22 protein-coding genes and 1 tRNA gene are annotated in these 22719 nt (G+C 69.9%); 11 read left to right on the top strand and 12 right to left on the bottom strand.

The window, feature by feature from the left end:
- Nucleotides 1-36: 36 nt before the first annotated feature.
- A complete protein-coding gene (locus BJ960_RS04660; RefSeq protein ID WP_202229188.1) occupies nucleotides 37-714 on the bottom strand; it encodes a trimeric intracellular cation channel family protein in 678 nt (225 codons plus the stop codon).
- 142 nt (nucleotides 715-856) lie between these two features.
- On the opposite strand from BJ960_RS04660, the gene BJ960_RS04655 reads away from it, so the two are divergent.
- The 4 genes from BJ960_RS04655 to BJ960_RS04640 all read left to right on the top strand — a co-directional run bounded on the left by BJ960_RS04655 (nucleotide 857) and on the right by BJ960_RS04640 (nucleotide 6122).
- Nucleotides 857-2182 carry an aminotransferase class V-fold PLP-dependent enzyme gene (locus BJ960_RS04655; protein WP_185986454.1) on the top strand — a complete coding sequence of 442 codons (1326 nt, stop codon included), beginning with the start codon at nucleotides 857-859 and terminating at the stop codon, nucleotides 2180-2182.
- Nucleotides 2179-2646 (top strand): Fe-S cluster assembly sulfur transfer protein SufU, encoded by a 468-nt coding sequence (sufU, locus tag BJ960_RS04650; RefSeq protein ID WP_121078694.1) that lies wholly within the window; start codon nucleotides 2179-2181, stop codon nucleotides 2644-2646. The genes BJ960_RS04655 and sufU overlap by 4 nt, the downstream gene beginning before the upstream one ends.
- A 157-nt stretch (nucleotides 2647-2803) precedes the next feature.
- Entirely contained in the window at nucleotides 2804-3988 is a 1185-nt protein-coding gene (locus BJ960_RS04645) for a DUF4192 family protein (protein ID WP_185986453.1), read from the top strand.
- Between the two features lie 85 nt (nucleotides 3989-4073).
- The gene (locus BJ960_RS04640; RefSeq protein ID WP_185986452.1) at nucleotides 4074-6122 is read left to right on the top strand and encodes an NADPH-dependent 2,4-dienoyl-CoA reductase; all 2049 of its coding nucleotides are present in this window, start codon (nucleotides 4074-4076) and stop codon (nucleotides 6120-6122) included.
- A 30-nt stretch (nucleotides 6123-6152) separates the two neighbouring features.
- On the opposite strand, the gene yczE is transcribed toward BJ960_RS04640, so the two are convergent.
- Nucleotides 6153-7040 carry a membrane protein YczE gene (yczE, locus tag BJ960_RS04635; RefSeq protein ID WP_202229187.1) on the bottom strand — a complete coding sequence of 296 codons (888 nt, stop codon included), beginning with the start codon at nucleotides 7038-7040 and terminating at the stop codon, nucleotides 6153-6155.
- A gap of 51 nt (nucleotides 7041-7091) precedes the next feature.
- A complete protein-coding gene (locus BJ960_RS04630) occupies nucleotides 7092-8504 on the bottom strand; it encodes an aspartate dehydrogenase domain-containing protein (RefSeq protein WP_237463632.1) in 1413 nt (470 codons plus the stop codon).
- A 343-nt stretch (nucleotides 8505-8847) separates the two neighbouring features.
- Here BJ960_RS04630 and BJ960_RS04625 point away from each other — a divergent pair, with 343 nt between their 5' ends.
- Nucleotides 8848-9240 carry an MmcQ/YjbR family DNA-binding protein gene (locus BJ960_RS04625; protein ID WP_185986451.1) on the top strand — a complete coding sequence of 131 codons (393 nt, stop codon included), beginning with the start codon at nucleotides 8848-8850 and terminating at the stop codon, nucleotides 9238-9240.
- Here the strand turns inward: BJ960_RS04625 and BJ960_RS04620 are convergent.
- Entirely contained in the window at nucleotides 9237-10100 is an 864-nt protein-coding gene (locus BJ960_RS04620; protein WP_185986450.1) for a helix-turn-helix transcriptional regulator, read from the bottom strand. The genes BJ960_RS04625 and BJ960_RS04620 overlap by 4 nt on opposite strands.
- A gap of 120 nt (nucleotides 10101-10220) precedes the next feature.
- Between BJ960_RS04620 and BJ960_RS04615 the strand changes: the two genes are divergently transcribed.
- Entirely contained in the window at nucleotides 10221-10763 is a 543-nt protein-coding gene (locus BJ960_RS04615; protein WP_185986449.1) for a carboxymuconolactone decarboxylase family protein, read from the top strand.
- A gap of 48 nt (nucleotides 10764-10811) precedes the next feature.
- Here the strand turns inward: BJ960_RS04615 and BJ960_RS04610 are convergent, their stop codons facing one another.
- The 4 genes from BJ960_RS04610 to BJ960_RS04595 form a co-directional block, all read right to left on the bottom strand.
- Entirely contained in the window at nucleotides 10812-12215 is a 1404-nt protein-coding gene (locus BJ960_RS04610; RefSeq protein ID WP_185986448.1) for an L-lactate permease, read from the bottom strand.
- 119 nt (nucleotides 12216-12334) lie between these two features.
- Nucleotides 12335-12405, bottom strand: a tRNA-Cys gene (locus BJ960_RS04605).
- Between the two features lie 38 nt (nucleotides 12406-12443).
- Complete coding sequence (gabT, locus tag BJ960_RS04600) at nucleotides 12444-13787, bottom strand: 4-aminobutyrate--2-oxoglutarate transaminase (RefSeq protein ID WP_185986447.1); 1344 nt, start codon at nucleotides 13785-13787, stop codon at nucleotides 12444-12446.
- Between the two features lie 33 nt (nucleotides 13788-13820).
- Nucleotides 13821-15158 carry an aminotransferase class I/II-fold pyridoxal phosphate-dependent enzyme gene (locus BJ960_RS04595; RefSeq protein WP_185988147.1) on the bottom strand — a complete coding sequence of 446 codons (1338 nt, stop codon included), beginning with the start codon at nucleotides 15156-15158 and terminating at the stop codon, nucleotides 13821-13823.
- 105 nt (nucleotides 15159-15263) lie between these two features.
- Between BJ960_RS04595 and BJ960_RS04590 the strand changes: the two genes are divergently transcribed.
- Both BJ960_RS04590 and alr read left to right on the top strand, forming a co-directional pair.
- Complete coding sequence (locus tag BJ960_RS04590) at nucleotides 15264-16088, top strand: YggS family pyridoxal phosphate-dependent enzyme (RefSeq protein ID WP_185986446.1); 825 nt, start codon at nucleotides 15264-15266, stop codon at nucleotides 16086-16088.
- Between the two features lie 3 nt (nucleotides 16089-16091).
- Nucleotides 16092-17231 carry an alanine racemase gene (gene alr, locus BJ960_RS04585; RefSeq protein ID WP_185986445.1) on the top strand — a complete coding sequence of 380 codons (1140 nt, stop codon included), beginning with the start codon at nucleotides 16092-16094 and terminating at the stop codon, nucleotides 17229-17231.
- On the opposite strand, the gene BJ960_RS04580 is transcribed toward alr, so the two are convergent.
- A complete protein-coding gene (locus BJ960_RS04580; RefSeq protein WP_185986444.1) occupies nucleotides 17228-18346 on the bottom strand; it encodes a DegT/DnrJ/EryC1/StrS family aminotransferase in 1119 nt (372 codons plus the stop codon). The two genes, alr and BJ960_RS04580, sit on opposite strands and share 4 nt — an antisense overlap.
- 66 nt (nucleotides 18347-18412) lie before the next feature.
- Between BJ960_RS04580 and BJ960_RS04575 the strand changes: the two genes are divergently transcribed.
- Entirely contained in the window at nucleotides 18413-19333 is a 921-nt protein-coding gene (locus tag BJ960_RS04575) for a bifunctional hydroxymethylpyrimidine kinase/phosphomethylpyrimidine kinase (RefSeq protein ID WP_185986443.1), read from the top strand.
- A gap of 45 nt (nucleotides 19334-19378) precedes the next feature.
- Entirely contained in the window at nucleotides 19379-21076 is a 1698-nt protein-coding gene (gene ctaD / locus BJ960_RS04570) for an aa3-type cytochrome oxidase subunit I (protein WP_237463631.1), read from the top strand.
- Here the strand turns inward: ctaD and BJ960_RS04565 are convergent.
- Nucleotides 21073-21279 carry a hypothetical protein gene (locus BJ960_RS04565; protein ID WP_185986442.1) on the bottom strand — a complete coding sequence of 69 codons (207 nt, stop codon included), beginning with the start codon at nucleotides 21277-21279 and terminating at the stop codon, nucleotides 21073-21075. The genes ctaD and BJ960_RS04565 overlap by 4 nt on opposite strands.
- An 81-nt stretch (nucleotides 21280-21360) precedes the next feature.
- Between BJ960_RS04565 and BJ960_RS04560 the strand changes: the two genes are divergently transcribed.
- Nucleotides 21361-21666 (top strand): hypothetical protein, encoded by a 306-nt coding sequence (locus BJ960_RS04560; RefSeq protein ID WP_121075259.1) that lies wholly within the window; start codon nucleotides 21361-21363, stop codon nucleotides 21664-21666.
- Nucleotides 21667-21751: 85 nt separating this feature from the next.
- On the opposite strand, the gene BJ960_RS04555 is transcribed toward BJ960_RS04560, so the two are convergent.
- On the bottom strand, nucleotides 21752-21994 hold the full coding sequence (locus BJ960_RS04555) for a hypothetical protein (RefSeq protein ID WP_147429802.1): 243 nt from the start codon (nucleotides 21992-21994) through the stop codon (nucleotides 21752-21754).
- 111 nt (nucleotides 21995-22105) lie between these two features.
- Nucleotides 22106-22645, bottom strand: coding sequence for a hypothetical protein (locus BJ960_RS04550; protein WP_185986441.1), 540 nt, complete (start codon nucleotides 22643-22645; stop codon nucleotides 22106-22108).
- Nucleotides 22646-22719: the final 74 nt, after the last annotated feature.

Here is a 22719-nt window from a genome sequence, read left to right as displayed (position 1 = left end):
CCCGGGCGGGAGCGGCTGCCGCGATCCTGATCGGCGCTATGCGCCCGCGCTTCCCGGGGTCGGCTCGGGCGATTCTGGGGTCCCGCGAACCGGCTCGGGCGCGAACTTCGGCCGTGGCAGGTGCCAGCCGCGTGCGAACGAGGTGAGGCGCAGGGTGATCGCGACCGCACCCCCAACGAGCGACCCGACGATCACGCCGCCACCGAACGCTCCAACCGTGACCGCGATCGCGGCGCCGGCGAGCGCAGACACCGCGTACAGTTCCCGCGTGAGCACGCCCGGCACCGTGTTCACGAGCACGTCGCGGATCACGCCACCCCCGATCGCGGCGATCGTGCCGACAAGCACGGCCGTGATGGGCGTCTGCCCCGTCGAAAAGGCGAGGGCAGCCCCGTTCGCAGAGAACAAGCCGAGGCCGAACGCGTCGAACACGACCTCGAAGTAGCGGATGCGGGTCAGGCCCGGGTGCACGAAGAACATGACGAGGGAGCCGGCAATCGCGACCGCGAGGTTCGGCCAGTGCAAGAACGAGACGGGCGGGTGCACGCCGAGGAGCATGTCGCGCAGGATGCCGCCGCCAGTGCCCGTTGCGGCCCCGACAACGATGACTCCGAGAATGTCGAGGTTACGGCGCACTCCGACGAGGGCGCCTGACAGCGCGAATGCCAGGATCCCCGCGAGCTGCAGCGCCTCATAGATCACATCGCCGATCACGCCTCTGATCATAGGGGATGCGCCACGCTGAGCGCGGGCTGCGGGCGCGGGCTGCGGGCGCGGCCCCCGACGCCGCGCGCTTCGCTCGCAGCGTAGGCCGTCGCCCCGCTTCCCCAGCCGCGACGGGTCCGAAAGTGGAAGAATGGAGGCTATGCATGCGTCTCTGTCCCCGGGTGAAGTTGCAGGCCTCCGCGCCGCATTCCCCTACTTCGCGGCGATTGACGAGCGGGCCGCGGCGGGCGCCGCCCCGCAGCTCGCCCCCGCATACCTTGATTCGGCTGCAACCTCGCAACGGCCGCTCGCCGTGCTCGACGCCGAACGGAACTTTCTCGAGCATTCGAATGCCGCGGTTCACCGCGGCACGAGCGGCGCGGTCGGCGCGGCCACGGGCGCGTTCGAGGGCGCGCGTGCGCTCATCGCCGCGTTCGTTGGCGCGGCGGCGCCGGAACAGATCGTCTGGGCCGAGAACGCGACCGATGCGCTGAACCTCGTCGCGCTCGGCATGGGCGAGGCGAACTCGGGCAACGGCGTTGCGGGCTCGGAGCGCTACGAGCTGGGTGCTGGCGACGAGATCCTCATCACCGAGGCCGAGCATCACGCGAACCTCATCCCGTGGCAGCGGCTCGCGAAGAAGACGGGCGCGACGCTCCGCTTCATTCCGGTGCGCGAGGACGGAACCTGGACCCTGGACGACGCCCGTGAGGCGCTCACCGAGCGGACGCGGGTGTTCGCGTTCGCCCACGTCTCGAACGTCACGGGCTATGTCGCGCCGGTCGCCGAGCTCGTCGAGCTCGCGCACGCCGTCGGCGCGGTCACGGTTGTCGACGCGTGCCAGTCGGTGCCGCACATCCCGGTGAACTTCGCTGAGCTCGGCGTCGACTTCGCCGCGTTCTCAGGCCACAAGATGCTCGGCCCGAACGGCATCGGTGTGCTCTACGGCAAGCCCGAACTGCTCGCCGCGCTGCCCGCGTCACGGACCGGCGGCTCAGCGATCACGCGCGTCACGATGGAGAGCGCCGACTTCATGCCGCCCCCACTGCGGTTCGAGGCGGGCACGCAGCCCGTCTCGCAGGTCGTCGGGCTCGGGGCGGCCGCCGAGTTCCTCACGGAGATCGGCATGGATCGCGTCGCCGCGCGCGAGCACGAGCTCGTCGAGCGCCTTGTCGCTGGCGTTTCGGAGCTCCCCGGGGTCCGGCTGCTCGGCCCCGCGGACACGGCGCAGCGCGTCGCGCTCACCGCGGTCTCGGTCGAGGGACTCCACGCCCACGACGTCGGCCAGTTCCTCGACGAGCAGGGCGTGCTCGTGCGCGTCGGCCACCACTGCGCGCAGCCGCTGCACCGCGCGCTTGGAATGGCGTCCTCGACGCGGGCGAGCGTGCACGCGACAACCACCGAGGACGAGGTGGATCGCTTTATCGACGCCTTTCGCGGCGCACAACAGTACTTTGGATTGGAGGTGTCCGCGTGAGCGCTCTCGACGGACTGTATCAAGAGGTCATTCTGGATCATTCGCGGCGTCCCATCGGTAAGGGCGAGCTCGCCGCCGACGAGGGCTCGCTGACGGCCACTCATCACGAGTTCAATCCGAGCTGCGGCGACGAGATCGATCTCGCGATCGCGGTGGACCCCGAGAGCGGCGAGATCACGTCGCTCGCGTGGGAGGGTCAGGGGTGCTCCATTTCGATGGCCTCGGCGTCGATCCTGTCGCAGATCGTTCGCGACGAGACGCTCGACGGTGAGACCGCGCGCGAGCGGATCGCCGCGTTCCGCGAGATGATTCACGGGAAGACCGAGGGCGAGCCTGACGAGGAGCTGCTTGGCGACGCGGTCGCGCTGCAGGGCGTCTCGAAGTTCGTCATGCGCGTGAAATGCGCGATGCTCGCGTGGGTCGCCCTCGAGGCCGACCTCGTGCAGGTCGACGCACAGAAGTAGCGGGTGATACGGCCCGCCCCGGTGACGCGGCGCGCGCCGGGGCGAGCCGCTGCGCGCGCGGGTGCCTGCGCCGTCCACAGTCAGGATCGGCGCTCGCGAGCCCGCATTCCCTGTGGATAGGTCAGGATCGGTTTCCCCCACCCCGCATGCTCAATGCATGCACCAGCCTCAGATCTCCCATACGCACTCAGATCCCACCCTCGCTCCGCACGCGGAGCCCACGTCGCCACCGGTCATCCGGTGCGAAACCACCGCCGACTTTCTCGCGGCGCTGCCCAGGCTCGTTGGGTTCACCGCGCCCGACAGCCTGTTTATCGTGCTGTTCTCCGGTTCCCGCGCCCACGGCGCCATGCGCGTCGATCTGCCCGACGACGAGGCCCCGACGACACTCGACGCGTACATCGCGGAGCTCATCGGCTGGGTCGCGCATGCCCAGCAGCGGCACGGGACGAGCCGGCCCGCCATCGTGGTCTCGAGCGCGCTGAGCTTCGCCGATGCCGGCGAGATCCCGTGGCGCCGGCTCGCCGGGCGGCTTGACGCGGGCCTCGAACGGGCAGGCATCTCCCCGCGAGAGCTGTGCTGCCTCGCGCCCGACGGCTGGGCGAGTTACCTTGACCTCGCTGCGCCGCCGGACGGCTACCCGCTCAGCATCATCGACGCCAGCGCGGCGGCGCCGACCTCGTCGCCGCCAACGCTCGCGGATCTCGGCAGGCTGCGTCGCGTGCCGAGGTCCGAGCGCGCCGCCTTTGCCCGGGCCCTCACGCGCGAGCGAAGTAAGCGCGCCCACCCGAGCTTCGGGTCGTTCTCCGCAGCGCACGAGCCGCAGCCCGCCAACGATCGGCGTGAGCGTCACCTCCGCGAGCGCCTCGGACCGCTCTTCGCGCCAGGACACCGCACGCCCGCGGAGTGCGCCTCGCTGGTGATCGATCTCTGCACCGACGACGGCTGGGCGTGCGCCTTCGGCGAGCTCACCGCCGCAGCGTTCGCGGCGCACCACGCCGACACGTCTCGCGCTGACGAGTCCCGCGTCGACGACACGTCCCGCGCTGGCGACATGTCCCGCGCTGACGACGCGGCGCGCGCGCCAACGCGGGCGGCACTCGGCAGGGTCGTCGCCGCCTCCGACACTCTCGCGTTCATCGCGCCGCTCGTCCCCCGCGACGATCGCGCCGCGATCGTCGCGCTGTGCGCGCTGGCCTGGTGGCTACGCGGCCTCGAGTCGGTCGCGGCGCAGCACATCGCCGCGGCCCGCCGCCTCGACGCAGGTCACCGGGTGGTCGGGCTCGCGGACGAGGTGATTCGGAGTGGGAGCTTCCCGCTGACAACGCGCCGGAGCACGTGAGTTGCTGTTGTGTGTTCGCGCCACCCCGCTCGACTTCACGCCCGGGCGCGGCTAGATTCGGTGCACGTCGATCCGAGAGGAACACATGTCAACGACGACCTATCCGACACTCTTCACGCCGCTCGAGCTTCCCGGCACTGGGGTGACGCTCCGCAACCGCGCAATCATGGGGTCCATGCACCTCGGTCTCGAGGAACTACCCGGCGGCTTCGCGCGTCTCGCAGCCTTCTACCGGGAACGCGCAGCCGGCGGCGCCGCCCTCATCGTGACCGGGGGTATCTCGCCGAACGCGGAGGGCAGGCTGACCGCAGGCGGCGCGACGATGGCGAGCGAGTCGGACGCGGCGCCGCACCGGCTCATCACGGAGGCGGTGCACGGCGTCGGTGGCAGGATCGCGCTCCAGTTGCTGCACGCTGGCAGATACGGCGCGCAGCAGGATCTCGTCGCTCCGAGCGCCGTTCGAGCGCCGATCTCTCCGCTGACTCCCCGCGAGCTCACGGGCGCCGACGTCGAGCGGACCATCGACGACTTCGTCACCGCAGCGGCCCTCGCGCAGTCCGTCGGCTATGACGGCGTCGAGATCATGGGGTCGGAGGGATACCTGATCAACGAGTTCATCGCGCGCGAGACGAACGTCCGCGACGACGACTGGGGCGGCGACCTCGACGGCAGGCTGCGACTGCCCACCGAGATCGTGCGCCGAGTGCGCGAACGGGTTGGGCCCGGCTTCATCATTATCTACCGGCTTTCGATGCTCGACCTCGTCCCCGGCGGTTCAACGCTCGCCGAGGTCATCGAGCTTGCGCAGCGCGTTGAGGCGGCCGGGGCGACAGTCATCAATACGGGCATCGGGTGGCACGAGGCGCGCATCCCCACGATCGCCGCGTCCGTGCCGCGCGGCGCATTCGCTTGGGTCACACGCGAGCTGCGCGGCGCGGTCGGCGTGCCGCTGATCGCAACGAACCGGATCAACACCCCGGAGACCGCCGAGCACGTGCTCGCTTCGGGCGACGCCGACCTCGTCTCGCTCGCGCGGCCGTTCCTCGCCGACCCCGAGTTCGTCTCGAAGTCCGCGGCTGGGACCCCTGAACGCATCAACACGTGTATCGCGTGCAACCAGGCATGCCTCGACCACACGTTCTCCGGCAAGCTGACATCGTGCCTGGTGAACCCGCGCGCCGGCCACGAGACCGAGCTCATCATCGCCCCGACCGACCGCCCGAAACGGCTCGCGGTGGTCGGCGCGGGCCCCGCGGGGCTCGCGTACGCAGTGACCGCTGCCGAGCGCGGGCACTCCGTCACCCTGTTCGACGCGAGCGACACGATCGGTGGCCAGCTCAACGTGGCGATGCAGGTCCCGGGCAAGAGCGAGTTCCGCGAGACCCTCAGGTACTTCGCGGTGCGACTCGCGGAGACCGGCGTTGACGTTCGGCTCGGTAGCGAGGCGACCGCGTCTGCGCTCGCCTCGGCGGAGTTCGACGAGGTCGTCGTTGCGACCGGGGTCTCGCCACGGGTCCCGGCGATCCCAGGGATCGACCATGCGTCCGTTCTCGGCTACCTTGACGTGCTGCGAGACGGCGCGCCCGTCGGGCGCAGGGTCGCCGTGATCGGTGCCGGGGGAATCGGGTTCGACACCGCGCAGTTCCTCACCGAGCCCGCCGACTCCCCCGGGCTGCGGGGCGAGCCTGCCACCGCGGGCGAGTTCTTCCACCACTGGGGCGTCGATCCCGCCTATGCGCGCGCAGGCGGACTCACCACGCCGGCCGAACTCGTGCCCGCGCGTGAGCTCGTCATGCTGCAGCGCAAGGACGGCAAGCTCGGCAAGGGGCTGGGGAAGACCACCGGCTGGATCCACAGGACCGAGCTCGCTCGCCGCGGCGTCCAGATGGTCGCGGGAGTGGAGTACGACAGGATCGACGACGCCGGCCTCCACATCTCAGTGGATGGTGAGCGGCGCATTCTCGAAGTCGATTCGATTGTGATCTGTGCCGGGCAGGAGTCCCGACGCAGCCTCGCCGACGAGCTCACCGCGCTGGGCGTGACGACCCACCTCATCGGCGGCGCCGATGTCGCAGGCGAACTCGACGCGAAACGGGCGATCGATCAGGGCACCAGGCTCGCGGCCGGGGCGTAGCCTCACCTGCCGCGCCGTCGCCGGGGCCGCTCAGGCGTCGACGCTGCGCTCCGGTTCGGGCCGCTGCTCAGGGAGGGGCGTTGCGGCGCGTGCGGGCTGCGCCTGCTCGGGCTCCCGCGCCTCGGCTGGCGGCGTCGCCGGACTGACCGGCGATGTCGCCGCGCTGACCGTCGTCACATTGACCTGCGCCGCCGGACTGGTCGGCGGCTGAACGGGGATACTCCCGGTGGCGATCGGCGCGAACTCAGGCTCGGCGACGACAACCGGCGCCTCGAGCGCCGGGTCGACATCGGTCGGCTGCCGCTCGGCGTCGCGAATGGCGAACAGCGGGAGGAACACCTGGCAGAGCGGGCCGATGAGCACTGCAAAGGCGAGCGTTCCGATGCCGACGGTGCCGCCCAGCAGCCAGCCGACCACGACGACGAACACCTCGAGCGCGGTGCGCACCACCCAGATCGGCAACCCCGTCACCTCGTGCAGCCCGATCATCAGTCCGTCGCGAGGCCCCGAGCCAAATCCGGCACCGATGTAGATGCCGCTCGCAATGCCAACGAGCACGACGCCGAGCAGCATCACCGCGATCCGCACCCAGAACCCGTCGGGGGTCGGGAACAGCGCGAGACCGACGTCGGCGAAGACGCCGATGAGAATCGCGTTTGCGACGGTCCCGAATCCGACGCGCTGACGCAGCGGAATCCAGCAGAGCAACACGATGCCGCTCATGATGATCGTGATCGTGCCGAAGCTCAGGGGCAGGTGGTGGCTGAGCCCCTGGGTCAGCACGTCCCACGAGGCGGCGCCCAAGTTCGACTTCAGGATGAGCGATACACCGATACCGAACAGCGCTAGCCCCACTGCGAGCTGCAGCACGCGGCGAGGCAATCGATCAAGCGTTTTCAGGGCGCGCGGTGTACTCACTCAGCTAGTGTAGTGCCCGCGTGGAGCGGACGCCGGAGACCGTTTCGCCAGCTACACGAACGTCGCGCCGGGGCCCGCGAGCGTCGCGATCCCGCGCAGCACCGTCTCCGCGACGACGGCACTGGATGTCGGGTTCGCTTCGGAGACCGCGTTCGTCATCACGAAGCGATACTCCCCCGCGGCGCCCGCGGCGACGATCTCGTGCGTGGTGCGCTCGGCTGCCGGATCAGCAACGAGCCGCACGCGCGTCTCACCCCAGAGCCCGGTCGCATGGGCGAGCGCGCACGCGACGTTCAACGACCCCGGGTACAGCTCGATGGCATCCGCGACCGTCCCCTCGAACAGGGCGAACGGTCCGGTAGCGGTCTCAAGTTTCTGAGCCTCCTCGACATCCATCCACGGCTGCACGAGCGAGGCAGCGCCCTTCGTTGAGGTGAGGCTGGCGCTCGTGATCCCGTCTTCAATCCCACCTGGGCGCGCCGCAGCCGCAAGCAGGTCGAGGCCACCGATCGCGCCCGTCGCGAGCCTGAGGACGCCGGGGCCGCCGGTCAGGGCGTCGCGGCTTGCTGGGTCTGCGAGCGCTCCGATCGAGACGATGAGCAGGTCGCGACCCGCCGCGATCACCCGCGAGCCGATCGTCTGTGCTGCGGCGATCCCGGCGCACTCGACGACGAGGTCGCTCGCGCGGATCGCCGCATCGAGATCCTCACCGAAGTCGGTAATACCCGCCGAGAGCTGACCGACCGCCTCCGTCAGCGCATCAGCCCGTCGAGTCACAACGCCCGCCAGCGTTGCGCCCGGCACGTTGCCTGCGGCGAGTTCAGCGATCACGCGAGCGCCGATCGCGCCGCTGCCGACGACCGCGACGCTCAGCGCGTCCTGCCGTTCGGGGAGTCCGAATTCCACGGACCGCAGCGCCGCGAGGATCTCCGCCTCGAGGTTTGTTGTGCCAGCGCCGCGCTCGGCCCATCGCCACATCCCGGCGAACACCGCTGCCGAGCGCGCCGCCGCGACGATCTGCTCGGCGATCACGCTCGGCGATCCGCTCTCTGAGGTTGCGGGGAGCGCTGACGCCAGCGAAGCCTGCCGGAGCGCCCGCCCAGTTCCGAGCTCCTCGCGCACGCCCATCGCGTCGGCGTTCGCGATCGCCAGGGCGAGCGTGTGCGGTGGTGCCGTGCCGACCCGACGGGCCAGGGCCTCGGCGGCGTGCCTGGGATCTCCCGCAGGCTCCCCCGCCGCGAGCGCGGCTGCGAACTCCGCGAGGTGTTCGTCGAGCGCGTACCAGATGGTCGCCGCTTTGCCGTCGAAGTAGTTGAAGAACGAGGATCGGCTCACACCCGCGCGTGTGGTGATGTCTGCGACGGTCGTCGTGTCGTAGCCCTGCTCGAGAAACAGCTCGCTCGCGGCGTCGGCGAGCGTCTCCCGTGAGGATGCAGGGGGCCGTCCACGCACTACCGATGCCATGCCTCAACCCTAGTCCGCCAGCCCCGGTAGCCCCGGCAGCCCCGCCAGGAGCAGGCACCCCGGCGCCTCCCACCGAGGGCGTGGGTCCCACCCAATGCAATATGCAGCAGAAATGTCCCCCAGTGCGATTCTCGAGATTCCTTCTGCAGATCGCATGGCGTGCCGCTGCGTCCGCGCGGCAGGCCACACCACAGCATGCCGCTGTAATCCACAGGCACAGGACCCAACAGGCGCAGGACGCAACAGGCTGAGGCCCCGCGGCACCCGCAGCACGAGCCTTCTGGTGTCGGCGGGCTCCACTAGGCTCGATTTGCACAAGCCAGCGACCACGATCGGAGCCCGCATGACCCCAACCACGCTGCAGGAGTGGGCGGTCGCACGCGCGGACGAGCTTCCGGGCGCGACCCCGGAGCAGCCGTTCGGCCCCGACCACTGGGTCTACAAGGTGCGCGGCAAGATGTTTCTGCTGCTCTCGGAGGCCACGGGAGAGCCGTTCGTGACGGTGAAGGCGAAGCCCGCCGACGCGTCGACGCTGCGCGAGGCGTTCGAAGACATCGTTCCCGGCTATCACATGAACAAGCGGCACTGGATTACGCTCCGCGCCGGCGGCGCACTCGAGGAAGCGCTCGTGCGCGACCTCGTCACCGAGTCATACCTGCTCGTTGTCGAGACGCTCCCGCGGGCGCAGCGCCCGGTCGACCCGGCAACGTTCGGGCAGCCGGCAGCCGAGAGTTAGAGCCCGCCCGACGCACGCGGTGCGGATGACGCTCCGGCAGCCCAGACGCGCGGTGACTCCCCCACTCGCTGGGCGAACACCCGCGCGAACGAGCTCCCCGTGTACCCGAGCGTCGCCGCGACCTCCGAGACCGGCAGCTGTCGCCGCAGGAGCTGCTTGCCCACCGTCATCCGCCATTCGGTGAGGTAGTCGTGGGGCGTGGCCCCGACGAGGTCGCGAAACCGCGCGGCGAACGCGCTGCGCGACATGGCCGCTTCGCGGGCGAGCGTCTCGAGCGTCCACGGTTCACCAGGCTCGGCGTGGACGGCACCAAGTGCCCGAGCGATCTGCGGGTCCGCGAGCCCGCCGATCATCCCCCGGTTGATGCCGTGCTCGCCCGGTCGGTCAAGGAGATGCCGTAGGAGCTTGAGCAGCACAATCTCGAACAGCCGGTCGACGATGTGGCGGTGGCCGCAGGCGACGCCGTCGATCTCGGACGCGAGCAGATCGAGCGTTGCGTCGAGCCCGGCGACCTCGCTGATCGGAACGCTCACGACGTCGGGCAGGGCAGCGACGAGCGGGTGTGAGGCGCCGCCGTCGAACGCGAGCGTGGCGCACGCGAGGTCGACTCCCCGGCCCGGCCCGGGGACGAACGTGTGGTCGTGCGCGCGCGGGTAAAACAGTAGCGTCGGCTCGGAGAGCCACCGCCCGGTACCGGCCCCGTCGTCCACGGCCATCGATCCGGCGCGGAGGATGTGCAGAAACCCGCGCCCGGGTCGCGGCTCGAACCGTCGTTGGTCGCAGGGGGTACCGTCGAAGAACTGCTGCGCTTGCACGCCGAACCGGCGAAGCAGCGCGTCGAGGCGGTCGATGGACTCCATCCCTACAGTATGGACGATTGGGCAAGGAATCGGGCAGATACGACGCGAAACATCCCGATGCGGCGACCACACTGGAGAGAGCCGGCCGGCACGGCCGCCACCGAACCAAGGAGCATCATCATGGCACGCGTCCCAGTCCTCACCACCGCAGAAGCCGCACCCGCAGCCCAAGCGAATCTCGCGAAGGTTGAGAAGGCCTTCGGCACGATCCCCAACATGTTCGCGGCCGTCGCGAACTCCCCCGCCGCGCTGCAGTCGATGTGGGGGTCGTTTGGCGCCTTCTCAACCGGCGCGCTGGGGGCGGCGCTCACCGAGCAGATCGCGGTCGCCGTCGCCGACACGAACGACTGCGCGTACTGCCTGGCCGCGCACACGGCGCTCGGCCAGCAGGCCGGCCTGAGCCCGGAGGAACTCGCCACCGCGCAGCGCGCCCGGGCCGCCGATCCGAAGACCGAGGCGCTGCTGCAGTTCGCGCACAGCCTGGTGGAGCGCCGGGGCAAGGTCGACCCGCAGCAGCTCGCAGGCCTCCGCGACCTCGGTTGGACCGACAGCCAGATCGTCGAGACCATCGCCCAGGTCGGTCTGAACCTGTTCACGAACTACATCAATATCGCGCTCGACGTCCCCGTCGACTTCCCCGAGGTGCCGTTCCAGCGCGGCTAACCGGCACGGCTGCACCGGCCCGGCGCCGCCGCTCAGCGGGGCGCCGGGCTACAGCAGCAGGAAGCTCAGGCCGCCCATCACGAGCGAGATCGCCCCAAGCTGCAGCACCAGCAGCCGCTGCACGGAACCCCGCTGCTCGGGCACTCGGGCGAGGCTCACCGCGAGTTCGACGCGGGCCGGCGACGCCATCATCGCTGTCGCGGCCGCGGCGTTATGCGCGCCGATCGCGAGCGGAACGTCGAGCCCGAGTGCCCGCGCGACGTCGGTCTGCGCGCCGGCGCCGAGCGCGTTCGCCCCCGAGTTCGAGCCGGTGATAAACCCGATAAGCGAGGCAAACAGCGGCAGGAAGAACGGGTACGCCGCGCCAAGGCGCGCAAGGATGCCTGCGAGTTCTCCGGTCATGCCACTCACCCCCATGAGCGCGCCCAGCACGACGAACAGTACCGTCGCTGGCGCGACGCGCAGCCAGGTGGTCGCCGCCGACCGCACCGCGCCCCGCGCCGCGACGCGATGCGTCGCGAGCAGCGCGCCCGTCGACACGAACAGCCAGAGCGCCGGCGATGTCAGGATCGCATGCGCGGCCCCCTCGCCAGCCGGCAGCAGCGCGAACGCCGCGGTCATCGCGAGCATCCCGCAGAGCACGATCCCATACGGGACGAACGCGCGGGCGACATCGGCCGACATTCCGATCCGGTGCCCGCGGGCTGCGCGCAGGCCAATGTGCAGCGCGAGCACCGTGAGGCCGCCGATCGCGCCCGCTGGCGCGGTGCCGACGAGCACGTTCGCGCCGAACACCGCGGCCGACAGCGCGAGTGCAGAGCCGAGCGCGGCGAGGACGGCTGGCGCCCTGCGGCCCGGCGCCGCCACGAGGAGCGCGGCCGTCACACCGACGGCGACGAACACGACAACGTTGAAGAGCGCCGTCGTCACGCCGAGCGTGTCGAAGTCGACGCCCGACAGGTGCGACGCGATGAGCGTCCCCGGCCCCATCGACCCCCACGGCACGGCGCACAGCCCGAGCAGCCCAACGATCGCCGCATGCTTGCCCGGCAGCCCGATCCCGAGCAGGAGCGGGACGGCGAGCGCGGCGCCAACGCCGTAGCCGGTGAGCGATTCGGTGAGCGGCGTGAACCCGTGCACGATCGCGAGCACGGGCACGATCCCGGTGCCGAGCGAGCCCGTCACCCAGTCAGTGATGCGCTGCTGATTGCCGGTGAAGCGCCCCGCCTCGGCAAACAGGATGCCGCCGGCGAGCACGAGCACCACCTCAGTCATCACGGGCGCCCACTCGATGGCGGCCCGGCCGATGACCTGCCACGGCGTCGGGAAGACGAACGCGATGAGCGGGACGAGCACGGCGATCCCGGCGATCGCGGCCGCACGCGACGAGCGCCCCAGCAGCAGGGTGAGGATCACCGCCGCAAGCGGCGCCACCGCGGCGAGCGCGTGCATCACACAGCCCCGACGGCGTCGCTGGCGCGCACCCCGCAGGTGTCACGTGCCGCAGCGTGCATGGCGATCAAGCTCCTGATGGGTTCGCGGCCGCGAGGTCGCCTGTCGGTTGGACAGAGAGGTGGGGGCAGGAGTCGAACCTGCATACACGGCCTTGCGAGCCGTGACCTAGCCATTCGGTCACCCCACCGGATTGGCCCGCCCAGCGGGACGGGCCCCGGGGAGACCCTACGCGCGCGGACGCGCAAGGGCCTCGCCGATCACCTCCACAGCATACTCAATCTGCTCGGTTGTCACGGCGAGCGACGGCAGGAAGCGGATGACGTTGCCGTAGCTGCCTGCGGTGAGCAGGAGCACTCCGCGGCTCGCGGCGAAGGCGGCGATCTCGCCGGCGAGCCCCGCGAGCGGAGTGGTGGTGCCGGGCTCGACGAGCTCGAACGCGATCATCGCGCCGTGCCCGCGAATGTCGCCGATTTCCGGGAACCGGGAGGCGAGGTCGCGCACGCTGTCGACGAGGGCACCCTCGATCCGTGCGGCCTCCGCGAACGGTTCGCCGGTCTCGAGCAAGTCGAGGACGGCGTGTGCGGCGGCGATCGAGACTGGGTTGCCGCCGAACGTGCCGCCGAGGCCGCCCGGGAGGGCGGCGTCCATGATCTCAGCTCGGCCAGTGACGCCAGCGAGCGGGAGACCGTCGGCGATGCCCTTCGCGGTGAGCACGAGGTCGGGCACGAGACCGAACAGCTCGCTCGCGAACCAGGTGCCGGTGCGCCCGAGGCCCGACTGGATCTCGTCGGCGATGAAGACGACGCCGTTCGCGCTCGCCCACTCCTGCAGCGCCGGGAGGTATCCCTCGGCCGGCACGACGAATCCGCCCTCGCCCTGGATGGGCTCGGCGATGACCGCAGCGAGATCCTGCACGCCGATACGCTGCTCGAGGTACTCGATCGTGCGCGCGGCGGCCTCCGCCCCGGAGAGCCCGTCGCGGAACGGGTACGAGTTCGGCACGCGCTGAATGTCTGGCGCGAACGGGCCGAAGCCGGTCCCGTACGGCGCGGCGCGATGGTTCATCGCCATGGTGAGGTTCGTGCGACCGTGGAACGCGTGGTCGAGGGCCGCAACGACGCGCCGGCCAGTGTGAGCGCGGGCGATCTTCACCGCGTTCTCGACGGCCTCCGCACCCGAGTTCACGAAGAAGGTCTTCTTCGCGTGCGCGCCAGGCGTGTGCGCGCCGAGGCGTTCGGCGAGCCTGACGTAGTTCTCGTACGGGGTGACGGTGAAGAGCGTGTGACTCACGCGGTCGAGTTGGTCCTTGGCAGCGGCGACGACCGTCGGCTGCGTGTGGCCAAGCGTTGTGACGCCGATGCCGGAGCCGAGGTCGAGCAGGCGGTTACCGTCGACGTCGGTGAGCCAGGCGCCGTCGGCGTAGTCAATGTAGACGGGGAGGGCGCACCCGACGCCGCGCGGCACTGCCGCCTGCCGGCGGGCGTGGATCGCGAGGCTCTGGGGGCCGGGGATCTCGGTGACGAGCTCCGGGCGCTGCAGGGTTGCGGGAGCTGCGACTGTCTGAGTCATGGCGTGAATTCCCTTCGGGATGGTGCGGAACGGTTACGGAGTTGCGGGGGCGTGTGTGACTGCCTGCGGCTGCGGTGCGGCGGCGGTAGCGGCGGCGAGGTCGGCGGCGAGGCGCGTGAGTTCGTCGCCGTCGAGGCGGTGCACGGTGAGCCTGAGGAAGTGTTCGCCCTCCCCCTGAAGCCCAAAGCTCGCGCCGTCGCGTGCGATCCAGCCCCGCCGCATGAGCTGCACGAGCACCGCGGACGAATCGCCGCGAACGTCGACCCAGACGTTCAGGCCGTCTCGGCTGTCGGAGGCGAGCCCGACGGCGCGCAGTCGCTCCGCGAAGGCCGCGTTCCGCGACGCGTAGTGGTCGCTCGCGCGGCGGATGAGCGCCTGCGTATCGGGATCGGTGAGCAGCGCGACGGTGAGCCGTTGGATGAGGTGGCTGACCCACGTGATCCCGCCGCTGATGCGGGCGGCGAGGCGTTCCGCCGTCTCGGTGTCGCTCGCGACGAGCGCGATCCGCATGTCGGGGCCGAGCGCCTTCGACATCGATCGGACGAGCGCCCACCGCAGTTGCCCCTCGCCGATGATGCTCGCGTACGGCGCGCGAGCGAGCAACGAGAAGTGGTCGTCCTCGATCACGAGCACCTGCGGGTAGTCGGCCAGCACGTCGCGCAGCGCCGCCGCACGCTCGGGCGTGAGGCTCGCCCCGGTCGGGTTGTGCGCCCGCGGGGTGCAGATGACGGCGCGGACCCCGGCGTCGAGCGCTGCGCGCAGGCTCTCGGGGAGCATGCCGTCGGCGTCCATCGCAACTGGCACCGGGCGGTAGCCGTTCTGCCTGATCGTGCTGATGCTCGTGAGGAAGCAGGGATCCTCGACCGCGAGCTGGTCGCCGGGCGTCAGCGTCTGGGCGAGCAGTCGCTCGATCGCGTCGACCGCGCCGGCGGCGACGGTCAGGCGGAACGGGCGCGGCTGGTCGGTCGCGATCCACGACGTCGCCCATTCGGCGAGATCAGGATCGATCGTCGGCTCCCCGTAGAGCCGCGGTTCCGCCGGGGTGAGCCGCACGAGCTCCGGGCGCGGCAGTAGCGCGGGATCGGGGTTGCCGTCACCAACGTCGCGGAGCACGGTGTCGCGCGCGAAGCCCTCCTCTTCGTGGGCCGCATACGGGTCGACGATGACGGTGCCGGCGCGGCCGCGCGTCTCGGCGAGGCCCGCCTGCACGAGGGCCTTGTAGGCCGCGGAGGCTGTGTTGCGGTTCACTCCGAGCGAGTCGGCGAGCCCGCGCATGGGCGGCAGCGAGTCGCCGGGGGCGAGCGCACCGGCGTCGATCAACCCGCGGATGCTCGCGACGATGTCGTCGACCGTGCTGCCGGTGATCTCCATGGGGCCGGTGTGCCCTGCGCTGCGATTCGCCACGCTCGTTCCTTTCTCAACGTGCGCCGAACTCGTCAGTCCGGCATCAACACAGCCCATGTTACGCTTTGTCCTATGACAAAGCAACCCGATGCAGATGAGCTTCCCATTCACGACTTCCCGACGGCAACGTCGGTCGCCGAGTTCACGCGGAACATCGCCGATGTCCGCGCGAACATCGCGCGGGCGGCCGCGCGCGTCGGCCGCCCGCCCGCAGACATTCAGCTGCTGCCGGTGAGCAAGACCGTGCCCGAGGAACGCGTCCGACTCGCGATCGCCGCGGGCTGCACGCAGCTCGGCGAGAACAAGGTGCAGGAAGCCAAACGAAAATCCGAGACCCTCGCCGACCTCGGCGTCGAATGGTCGATGATCGGCCACCTGCAAACGAACAAGGCCCGCGACGTCGCCGCGTTCGCGAGCGAGTTTCAGGCGCTCGACTCACTGCGCGCCGCTGCGGCGCTCGACCGCAGGCTGCAGGCCGCCGGGCGCAGCCTCGACGTGTACGTGCAGGTCAACACGTCAGCCGAGCCCCAGAAGTACGGCCTCCCACCCGAAGAGCTCGAGGCGTTCCTGCGCGAGCTGCCCCAGTACACCTCGCTCCGCGTCCGCGGGCTCATGACGCTCGCGATCTTCACGAGCGACACCCCCCGGGTGCGCACCTGCTTCACGCTGCTGCGCACGCTTCGGGATCGCATGCGCGAACTCGACCCCGGCCTCGTCGGGGACGGCGGGTTGTCGATGGGCATGAGCGGGGACTACGAGGTCGCGATCGAGGAGGGCGCGACCTGCGTGCGCGTCGGTCAGGCGGTCTTCGGCGCCCGACAGGTACCCGACAGCCACTACTGGCCCGAAGCGTTCCCGCAGGAGACCGCCGGCGCTCCCCCGGGACCCAGGCCGTAGCTCGTGCGACTCGCCGAGATCTCGGTGCCGGCGCTGCACCACAACATCGGGGCCATCCGGCGCCACACCGGCGTCGAGGTCATCGTCGTGGTGAAGGCCGACGCCTACGGCCTGGGGGCGAGCATCGTCGCGCCCGCGGTCGTCGCGGCAGGCGCGGTCATGGTCGCGGTTGCGAGTCTCGACGAGGCACTCGCCCTTCGGGCCGACGGACTCTCGGCCCCGATCCTCTGCTGGCTGCACGCCGAACGGCTGGACTACCGCGCGGCCGTGCGCCACGGCATCACGCTCGGCGTGAGCCGTCCCGAGCAGGTGCGGCGCGTCGCCGCCGCCAGCGCGGAACTCGGCGCGACCGCCGACATTCACCTCAAGCTCGATACCGGGTTGAGCCGCAATGGCGCGGCCCCCGAGACCTGGCCAGAGCTCTTCGCCACCGCCGCGGCCGCAGCGCGCGCCGGCGCCGTGCGGGTGACCGGCCTCTTCAGCCACCTCGCGAACGCGGGCGACGCGGCCGACCGCGCCCAGGCGGCGCGGTTCGACGCGGGCGCGCGGCTACTCCGCGCGGCCGGGATCGACCCGCCGCTCCGACACCTCGCCGCGTCGGCGGCCGCGCTGTCGTCCCCGCACCTCGCGTACGACGCAGTCAGGATCGGAATCGCCGCCCTCGGCTTGGACCCGGAACAGGCGGCAGGCAGCCCACCGCTCGGGCTGCGCCCGGCGCTGACGCTCAGCGCAGAGATCGTCTCGCTGCACCGCGGAGGCGCAAGCGGCGGCGAGCGCCTGCTCGCCACGCTCCCCATCGGGTTCGCGGACGGCATGCCGCGCGCCCTCGCCGGCACGGGCCTCGCGGTGACAGTCGCGGGCGTTCGCGCGCCACTCGTCGGCCCGATCGCGATGGACGAGTGCGTCGTCGACGTCACGCATCTCACCGACCGGGTGCGCGTCGGTGACCGGGCGATCTGCTTCGGGGACCCGGCACGCGGCGAGCCCGCGATCGAGGAGTGGTCCCGGCGCCTGGGCACCATCAACTACGAAATCATCGCCCGCCTCGGCACCCGGGTGCAACGGAAGGCGGCGGGTCAGGGCGACCCCCCACGAGACGCCCCGACCCACCTCTCCCCCTCGGGCCGCGAGGGGGAGGTCTAGGAGCCCGCAGCCGCGACCGCGACCACGCCCGCGACAATGCGGTGCAGGTCGTGCTCGCTGAGCGACGGGTGGACCGGCAGCGACAGCACTTCGGCGGCGGCGCGGTCGGACTCCGGCAGGTCGACCGCGGGCGCGTACGGCGCGAGCGACGGCAGCCGGTGGTTCGGAATCGGGTAGTACACGCCCGTCGCAACGCCGTGCTCCTCCAGGAGCGCGGCGCGGATCCGGTCGCGCTCATCGGCAGCGACCCGAATCGTGTACTGATGATAGACATGCGTGGCCTCGGGGGCGACGCGCGGCGGGGTCACGCCCGGCACGAGCGCAAGCTCGCGATCGAGGAAGGCCGCGTTGCGCTGCCGGATCCTCGTCCAGCCGTCCACCTTGCGGAGCTGCGCGCGCCCGACAGCCGCGTGCACGTCGCTCATCCGCGCGTTGAACCCGACGACCTCGTTCGCGTACTGGGTCTCCATGCCCTGGTTGCGCAGAAGCCTGACGCGCCTCGCTGTCTCGTCGGCACGACACACGACCATGCCGCCCTCGATGGCAGTCATGTTCTTCGTGGGGTACAGGCTGAACATCGCGAACTCGCCGATGGTGCCGACTGGCCTGTCGAGCCAGCTCGCGCCGTGCGCCTGCGCGGCGTCCTCAAAAATCGCGAGGCCGTGCTCGCGCGCGAGCCGCTCGAGCGCGTCGACCTGAAACGGATGCCCGTACAGGTGCACCGGCATGATGCCCTTCGTGCGCTCGGTGATCGCCTCGCGCACGCGCGCCGGATCGAGCGTGAAGTGGTCCGGCTCGATGTCAGCGAACACCGGCGTCGCACCGGCGAGCGCGACCGAGTTTGCGACGGCGGCGAAGGTGAACGACGGGACGATGACCTCGTCGCCCGGCCCGACGCCTGCCGCGAGCAGACCGAGGTGTTGGCCGCTCGTGCCCGAGTTCACCGCGACCGTCGGGCGGCCGAGCACGAAGTGGCTTGAGAACTCGGCCTCGAACGCGGCAACCTCCGGCCCCTGGGCGAGGCTGCCCGAGCGCAGTACCGCGTCGACGGCGAGCCGTTCTTCGCTGCCGATGAGTGGCCGCGCGGCCGGAATGAGCGTGGGTGCCTGTGTCATGGGGTGTGCCTCCGCGCCGATGGGCGCCTGTCGAATCATTGTCACCACCATGATAGCGTTTGTCCTATGACAAATGTTGTGAGTGTGAAACATCGCCGCTCACCGTGGGAGCTCGAACGGATCGGCGAGCGGCGGCGGGCGGTGCAGCTCGCCGACGCGCGCTCGCTCGAGATCGAGCGCGCACCCGCGACACTCCTCGCCATCGGCTCCCAGCTCGCGCACGGCTCCGTCGGCCTGAACGCCGCCGAACGAGTGTTCTCCAGTCGCGGCGTGCGCGCGATCCGGATCCCAACGATCCTCCTCAGCGTCATGCCGCACTACGCGGCGGTGCACGACGTCCAGGTGCCCGCCGCATGGCTCGCCGACGCCCTCCGCGACCTGGCTGCCGCGGGCGCCCTCGCGGGGCTCGAGTGGCTCACGACCGGCTATTTTGCCACGCCAGGCCAACCGGCAGCGGTCGCCGAGTGGCTGCGCGACGAGCCCGCGCGCACACGGCCCGCGCTGATCGTCGACCCCACGCTCGGCGACGTCGAGCTCGGGTTCTATACCGACCCGCGCCTCGCAGCCGAGATCCGCGCCGAACTCCTCCCGCTCGCGACAGGCATCGTCCCAAACGTCTTCGAGCTCGCCCACCTCAGCGGCTCACCGCGCGCCGCGCTCCGCTCCCGGGCGGCGATCGAGGCGGCCGCCCGCACGCTCATGGGGCCGCAGACTGAGTGGGTGGTTGTCACGGGGGTCAGCCTGCCGGGCCTGCGGAACGAGCCGGGCCATCATCCCGACATCTGCGAGGTGCTCGTGACGCGCTCATGGAGCAGCGTGCACCGCCAGCAGCAGCGCAACACCACCGCGAAAGGGCTCGGCGATGCGTTCACCGCCGCCCTCGCGACCGCACTGATCGAGCGCCACGACGTCGACGAGGCCGTCGAATACGCGGCGGCCGAGGTGCGACGCATGCTCGCCCCGCCATCGCGGCCGCCCCGCGACTGACACGGCCGTCGACAAACATTCCACCACCGAGAGGAGCACTCCACCATGTCCGCACGCAGCACGATCGTCTCGTGGGTCACGTCAACCGACCACAAGGTGATCGGATACATGTATCTCATCAGTTCGGTCGGATGGTTTCTCGTCGGCGGTGTCCTCGCGCTCATCATCCGCGCGCAACTCTTCGCGCCGGGGCTCGACGTCGTCGCCACCAAGGAACAGTACAACCAGCTGTTCACCATGCACGGCACCATCATGCTGCTGATGTTCGCGACACCGCTGTTCACCGGGTTCGCGAACGTGATGATGCCGCTGCAGATCGGCGCCCCCGACGTCGCGTTCCCGCGCCTGAACGCGTTCTCCTTCTGGCTCTACACGTTCGGCTCGCTCATCGCCGTCGGCGGCTTCCTCACCCCGCAGGGCGCCGCCTCGTTCGGCTGGTTCGCGTACGCGCCGCTCTCGTCCGAGACGTTCTCCCCCGGCGTCGGCGGCAACCTGTGGGTGCTCGGGCTCGGCATCTCGGGATTCGGCACGATTCTCGGGTCGGTGAACTTCATCACCACCATCATCACGATGCGCGCGCCTGGCATGACCATGTGGCGCATGTCCGTGTTTTCGTGGAACGTGCTCGTCACGTCGCTGCTCGTCCTCGTCGCGTTTCCGGTACTCGCCGCGGCGCTCTTCGCGCTCGCACTGGATCGAGTCTTCGGCGGGCAGATCTTCTCGGGCGAGGGCGGCGCAATCCTCTGGCAGCACCTCTTCTGGTTCTTCGGCCACCCCGAGGTGTACATCATCGCGCTGCCGTTCTTCGGCATCGTCTCCGAGATCCTTCCCGTGTTCAGCCGCAAACCGATCTTCGGATACAAGACGCTGATCTACGCGACGATCGCCATCGCCGCGCTCTCGCTGACAGTGTGGGCGCACCACATGTACGTGAGCGGGTCGGTGCTCCTGCCGTTCTTCGCGCTCATGAGCATGCTCATCGCGGTTCCCACCGGCGTGAAGATCTTCAACTGGATCGGGACGATGTGGCGTGGCTCGATCACGTTCGAGACCCCGATGCTCTGGTCGCTCGGCTTCCTCGTGACCTTCGTGTTCGGTGGCCTCACCGGCGTCATCCTCGCCTCGCCCGCGCTCGACTTCCACCTCTCGGACACGTACTTCGTCGTGGCGCACTTCCACTACGTCGTGTTCGGCACGGTCGTCTTCGCGATGTTCGCTGGGTTCTACTTCTGGTGGCCCAAGTGGACCGGCAAGATGCTCAACGAGCGCCTCGGCAAGATCCACTTCTGGGTGCTGTTCATCGGCTTCCACACGACGTTCCTCGTGCAGCACTGGCTCGGCGTCATGGCAATGCCGCGCCGCTACTACAGCTACCTGCCTGAGGACGGGGTCACCTGGGGAAACCAGGTCTCCACCGTCGGCTCGATGATTCTCGGCGCCTCGATGATCCCATTCTTCGTCAACGTCTACCTCACCGCGCGGCGCGGTGAGCGCGTGACCCGTCACGACCCCTGGGGGTTCGGCCGCTCACTCGAGTGGGCCACGTCGTGCCCGCCGCCGCGGCACAACTTCGTCTCGATCCCGCGCATCAGATCCGAATCCCCGGCCTTCGATGCGAATCACCCGGAGGCGGCCCCATCATGGGCGCGGCGGGAGGGCGCGCGTGACGAGCGGACGCGGCCCGAGCACGCCGCTGGCGAGCCTGTGCGCGGAAAGCCTGCGCATGGCGCGCGTGACGGTTAGTCGAAGTCGCCGCGCGGCTTCCGTGTGGGCGACGTCGTGGACTTCACAAAGAGGCGCACGAGCGAGCTCTTCTTCTCGAAGTAGGCGTGGCGCTCGATGTCCCCGTTCGCGTACTGCTCTTCGAGCTCACGAAGCGTCTCCTCGGCTGCGGCAGCGTCGAAGCGCGATGCTCCCCCGATTGTCGTGTTGGCGCGAATCCTCATAACGCCACCGAGCATACTCGACGCAAATGTCCGAGCCCCGATTTACACTCATCGAACACACATTCGAATGGGGGTAGGGCCGTGTACCGGAACGAGCGCGAGAAAGATACCGAGCGCGAGCGCATGCCGTACGTGCAGGTTGACACCAACTTGTGGGCGGTCATGCGCTACCCGAAGGACCGGCCTGTCGCGATGATTCAGGGGCTCGCGAACCGCGAGAACGTGCCCTTATTCTTTGTCATGACCTGGCACCCCGAGCCGTCAAAACGCCGGGTGGTCTCGCAGCACGACACGCTTGAGGAGGCGAACGGCTCGGTGCTCTGGGACACGAACCAGGTGGCGCAGGTGTCTCGTGCAACCTCTGGGCCGGCGAACGGTCGCCGCTAGCGCCACGTTGGCGCGGGTGCCGCTGGGACAGAACAGCCCCGCGTGCGCATCGCGCCGGCGGGGCTGTTGTTCAGAGTCTCAGCGGTTACTGGCGCTTGCCAATCCCTAGGTCGCGAGGACTCGAAACCGACTCCCCTGTGAATGAGTTGCGGAGAGCCAGCGAGCGGACGATACCGTCCGCAAGCTGCCGGGCCCCCTCCGGCGTGGTCTTTTCATCGGCCGCCGCATCCTCGCTCTTTTGGAATCCGATTCGGATTTCCTCATCAAGATAGTCGAGCACCCCCTGCTGGACATATGACGGAAGTCGACGGAAACTGTCACTAAGCATGGTGTCCATGTTATGCCAGCGCTGCAATAATTTGGAATTCGCTCGCCCTAATGGCGAGATTTGTTCATCCAATTCGCTCGCGCGGGACCGGCCTCGAGCGTTTCCGGAAGCCTACCGGCGGTACTCGGTCGTGAGCACGCCACGCCGCATGGTCGAGGTGCGCCGCATGCCCGAGCCCGTCAGCCACCGGTCGGCCTGCTCCGGAACCTCCTCGACGAAACGCTCGATCGAATTGTGTCGGTACAGATGCCCGATCGCCCAGGAACGCCGCATGCCGCCGGCATGGATTGCGATCCGCGCTGTCGCACCATCGTGAACGATGCGCAGCCGGAGGAGGCTGGTGAGTGGCTGCGTGACGCGATCCTTGTCGCTGCCGAACATGATCGTCTGCTCGTTCAGTGCGATCGTCACCTCCGTGGCCTGCGAACTGAGACGCAGATATCCCGTAAAGACGAGGCACAGCGCCCCGAGCACGAGTCCGACGAGCGCCCCGGTGCTCAGGCTGCCTCTAGCTGCCAGCGCAACGGCCGTGCTGCCCACGCCGAGCGCGGCCGCAAGCGCGACCATCCCGGGCGATAGGGCCTCACGCAAGCTCCCGGCTCGAACGCGAAGCATGCTGCCTTCGCCGCTCGCGCTCCACTCAGCTGGCATCATCATTCTTCATCGATCCGTCGTCGTTATTCGGCACCGAGACGGGATAACAGAGGCCGTATGACAATATTTGA

Origin of the sequence: Leucobacter aridicollis (genome assembly GCF_013409595.1) — a bacterium.
GTDB classification, from domain to species: domain Bacteria; phylum Actinomycetota; class Actinomycetes; order Actinomycetales; family Microbacteriaceae; genus Leucobacter; species Leucobacter aridicollis.
The sequence above is the reverse complement of the archived record's forward strand: the minus strand, read 5'-3'. Positions and strand labels throughout refer to the sequence as shown.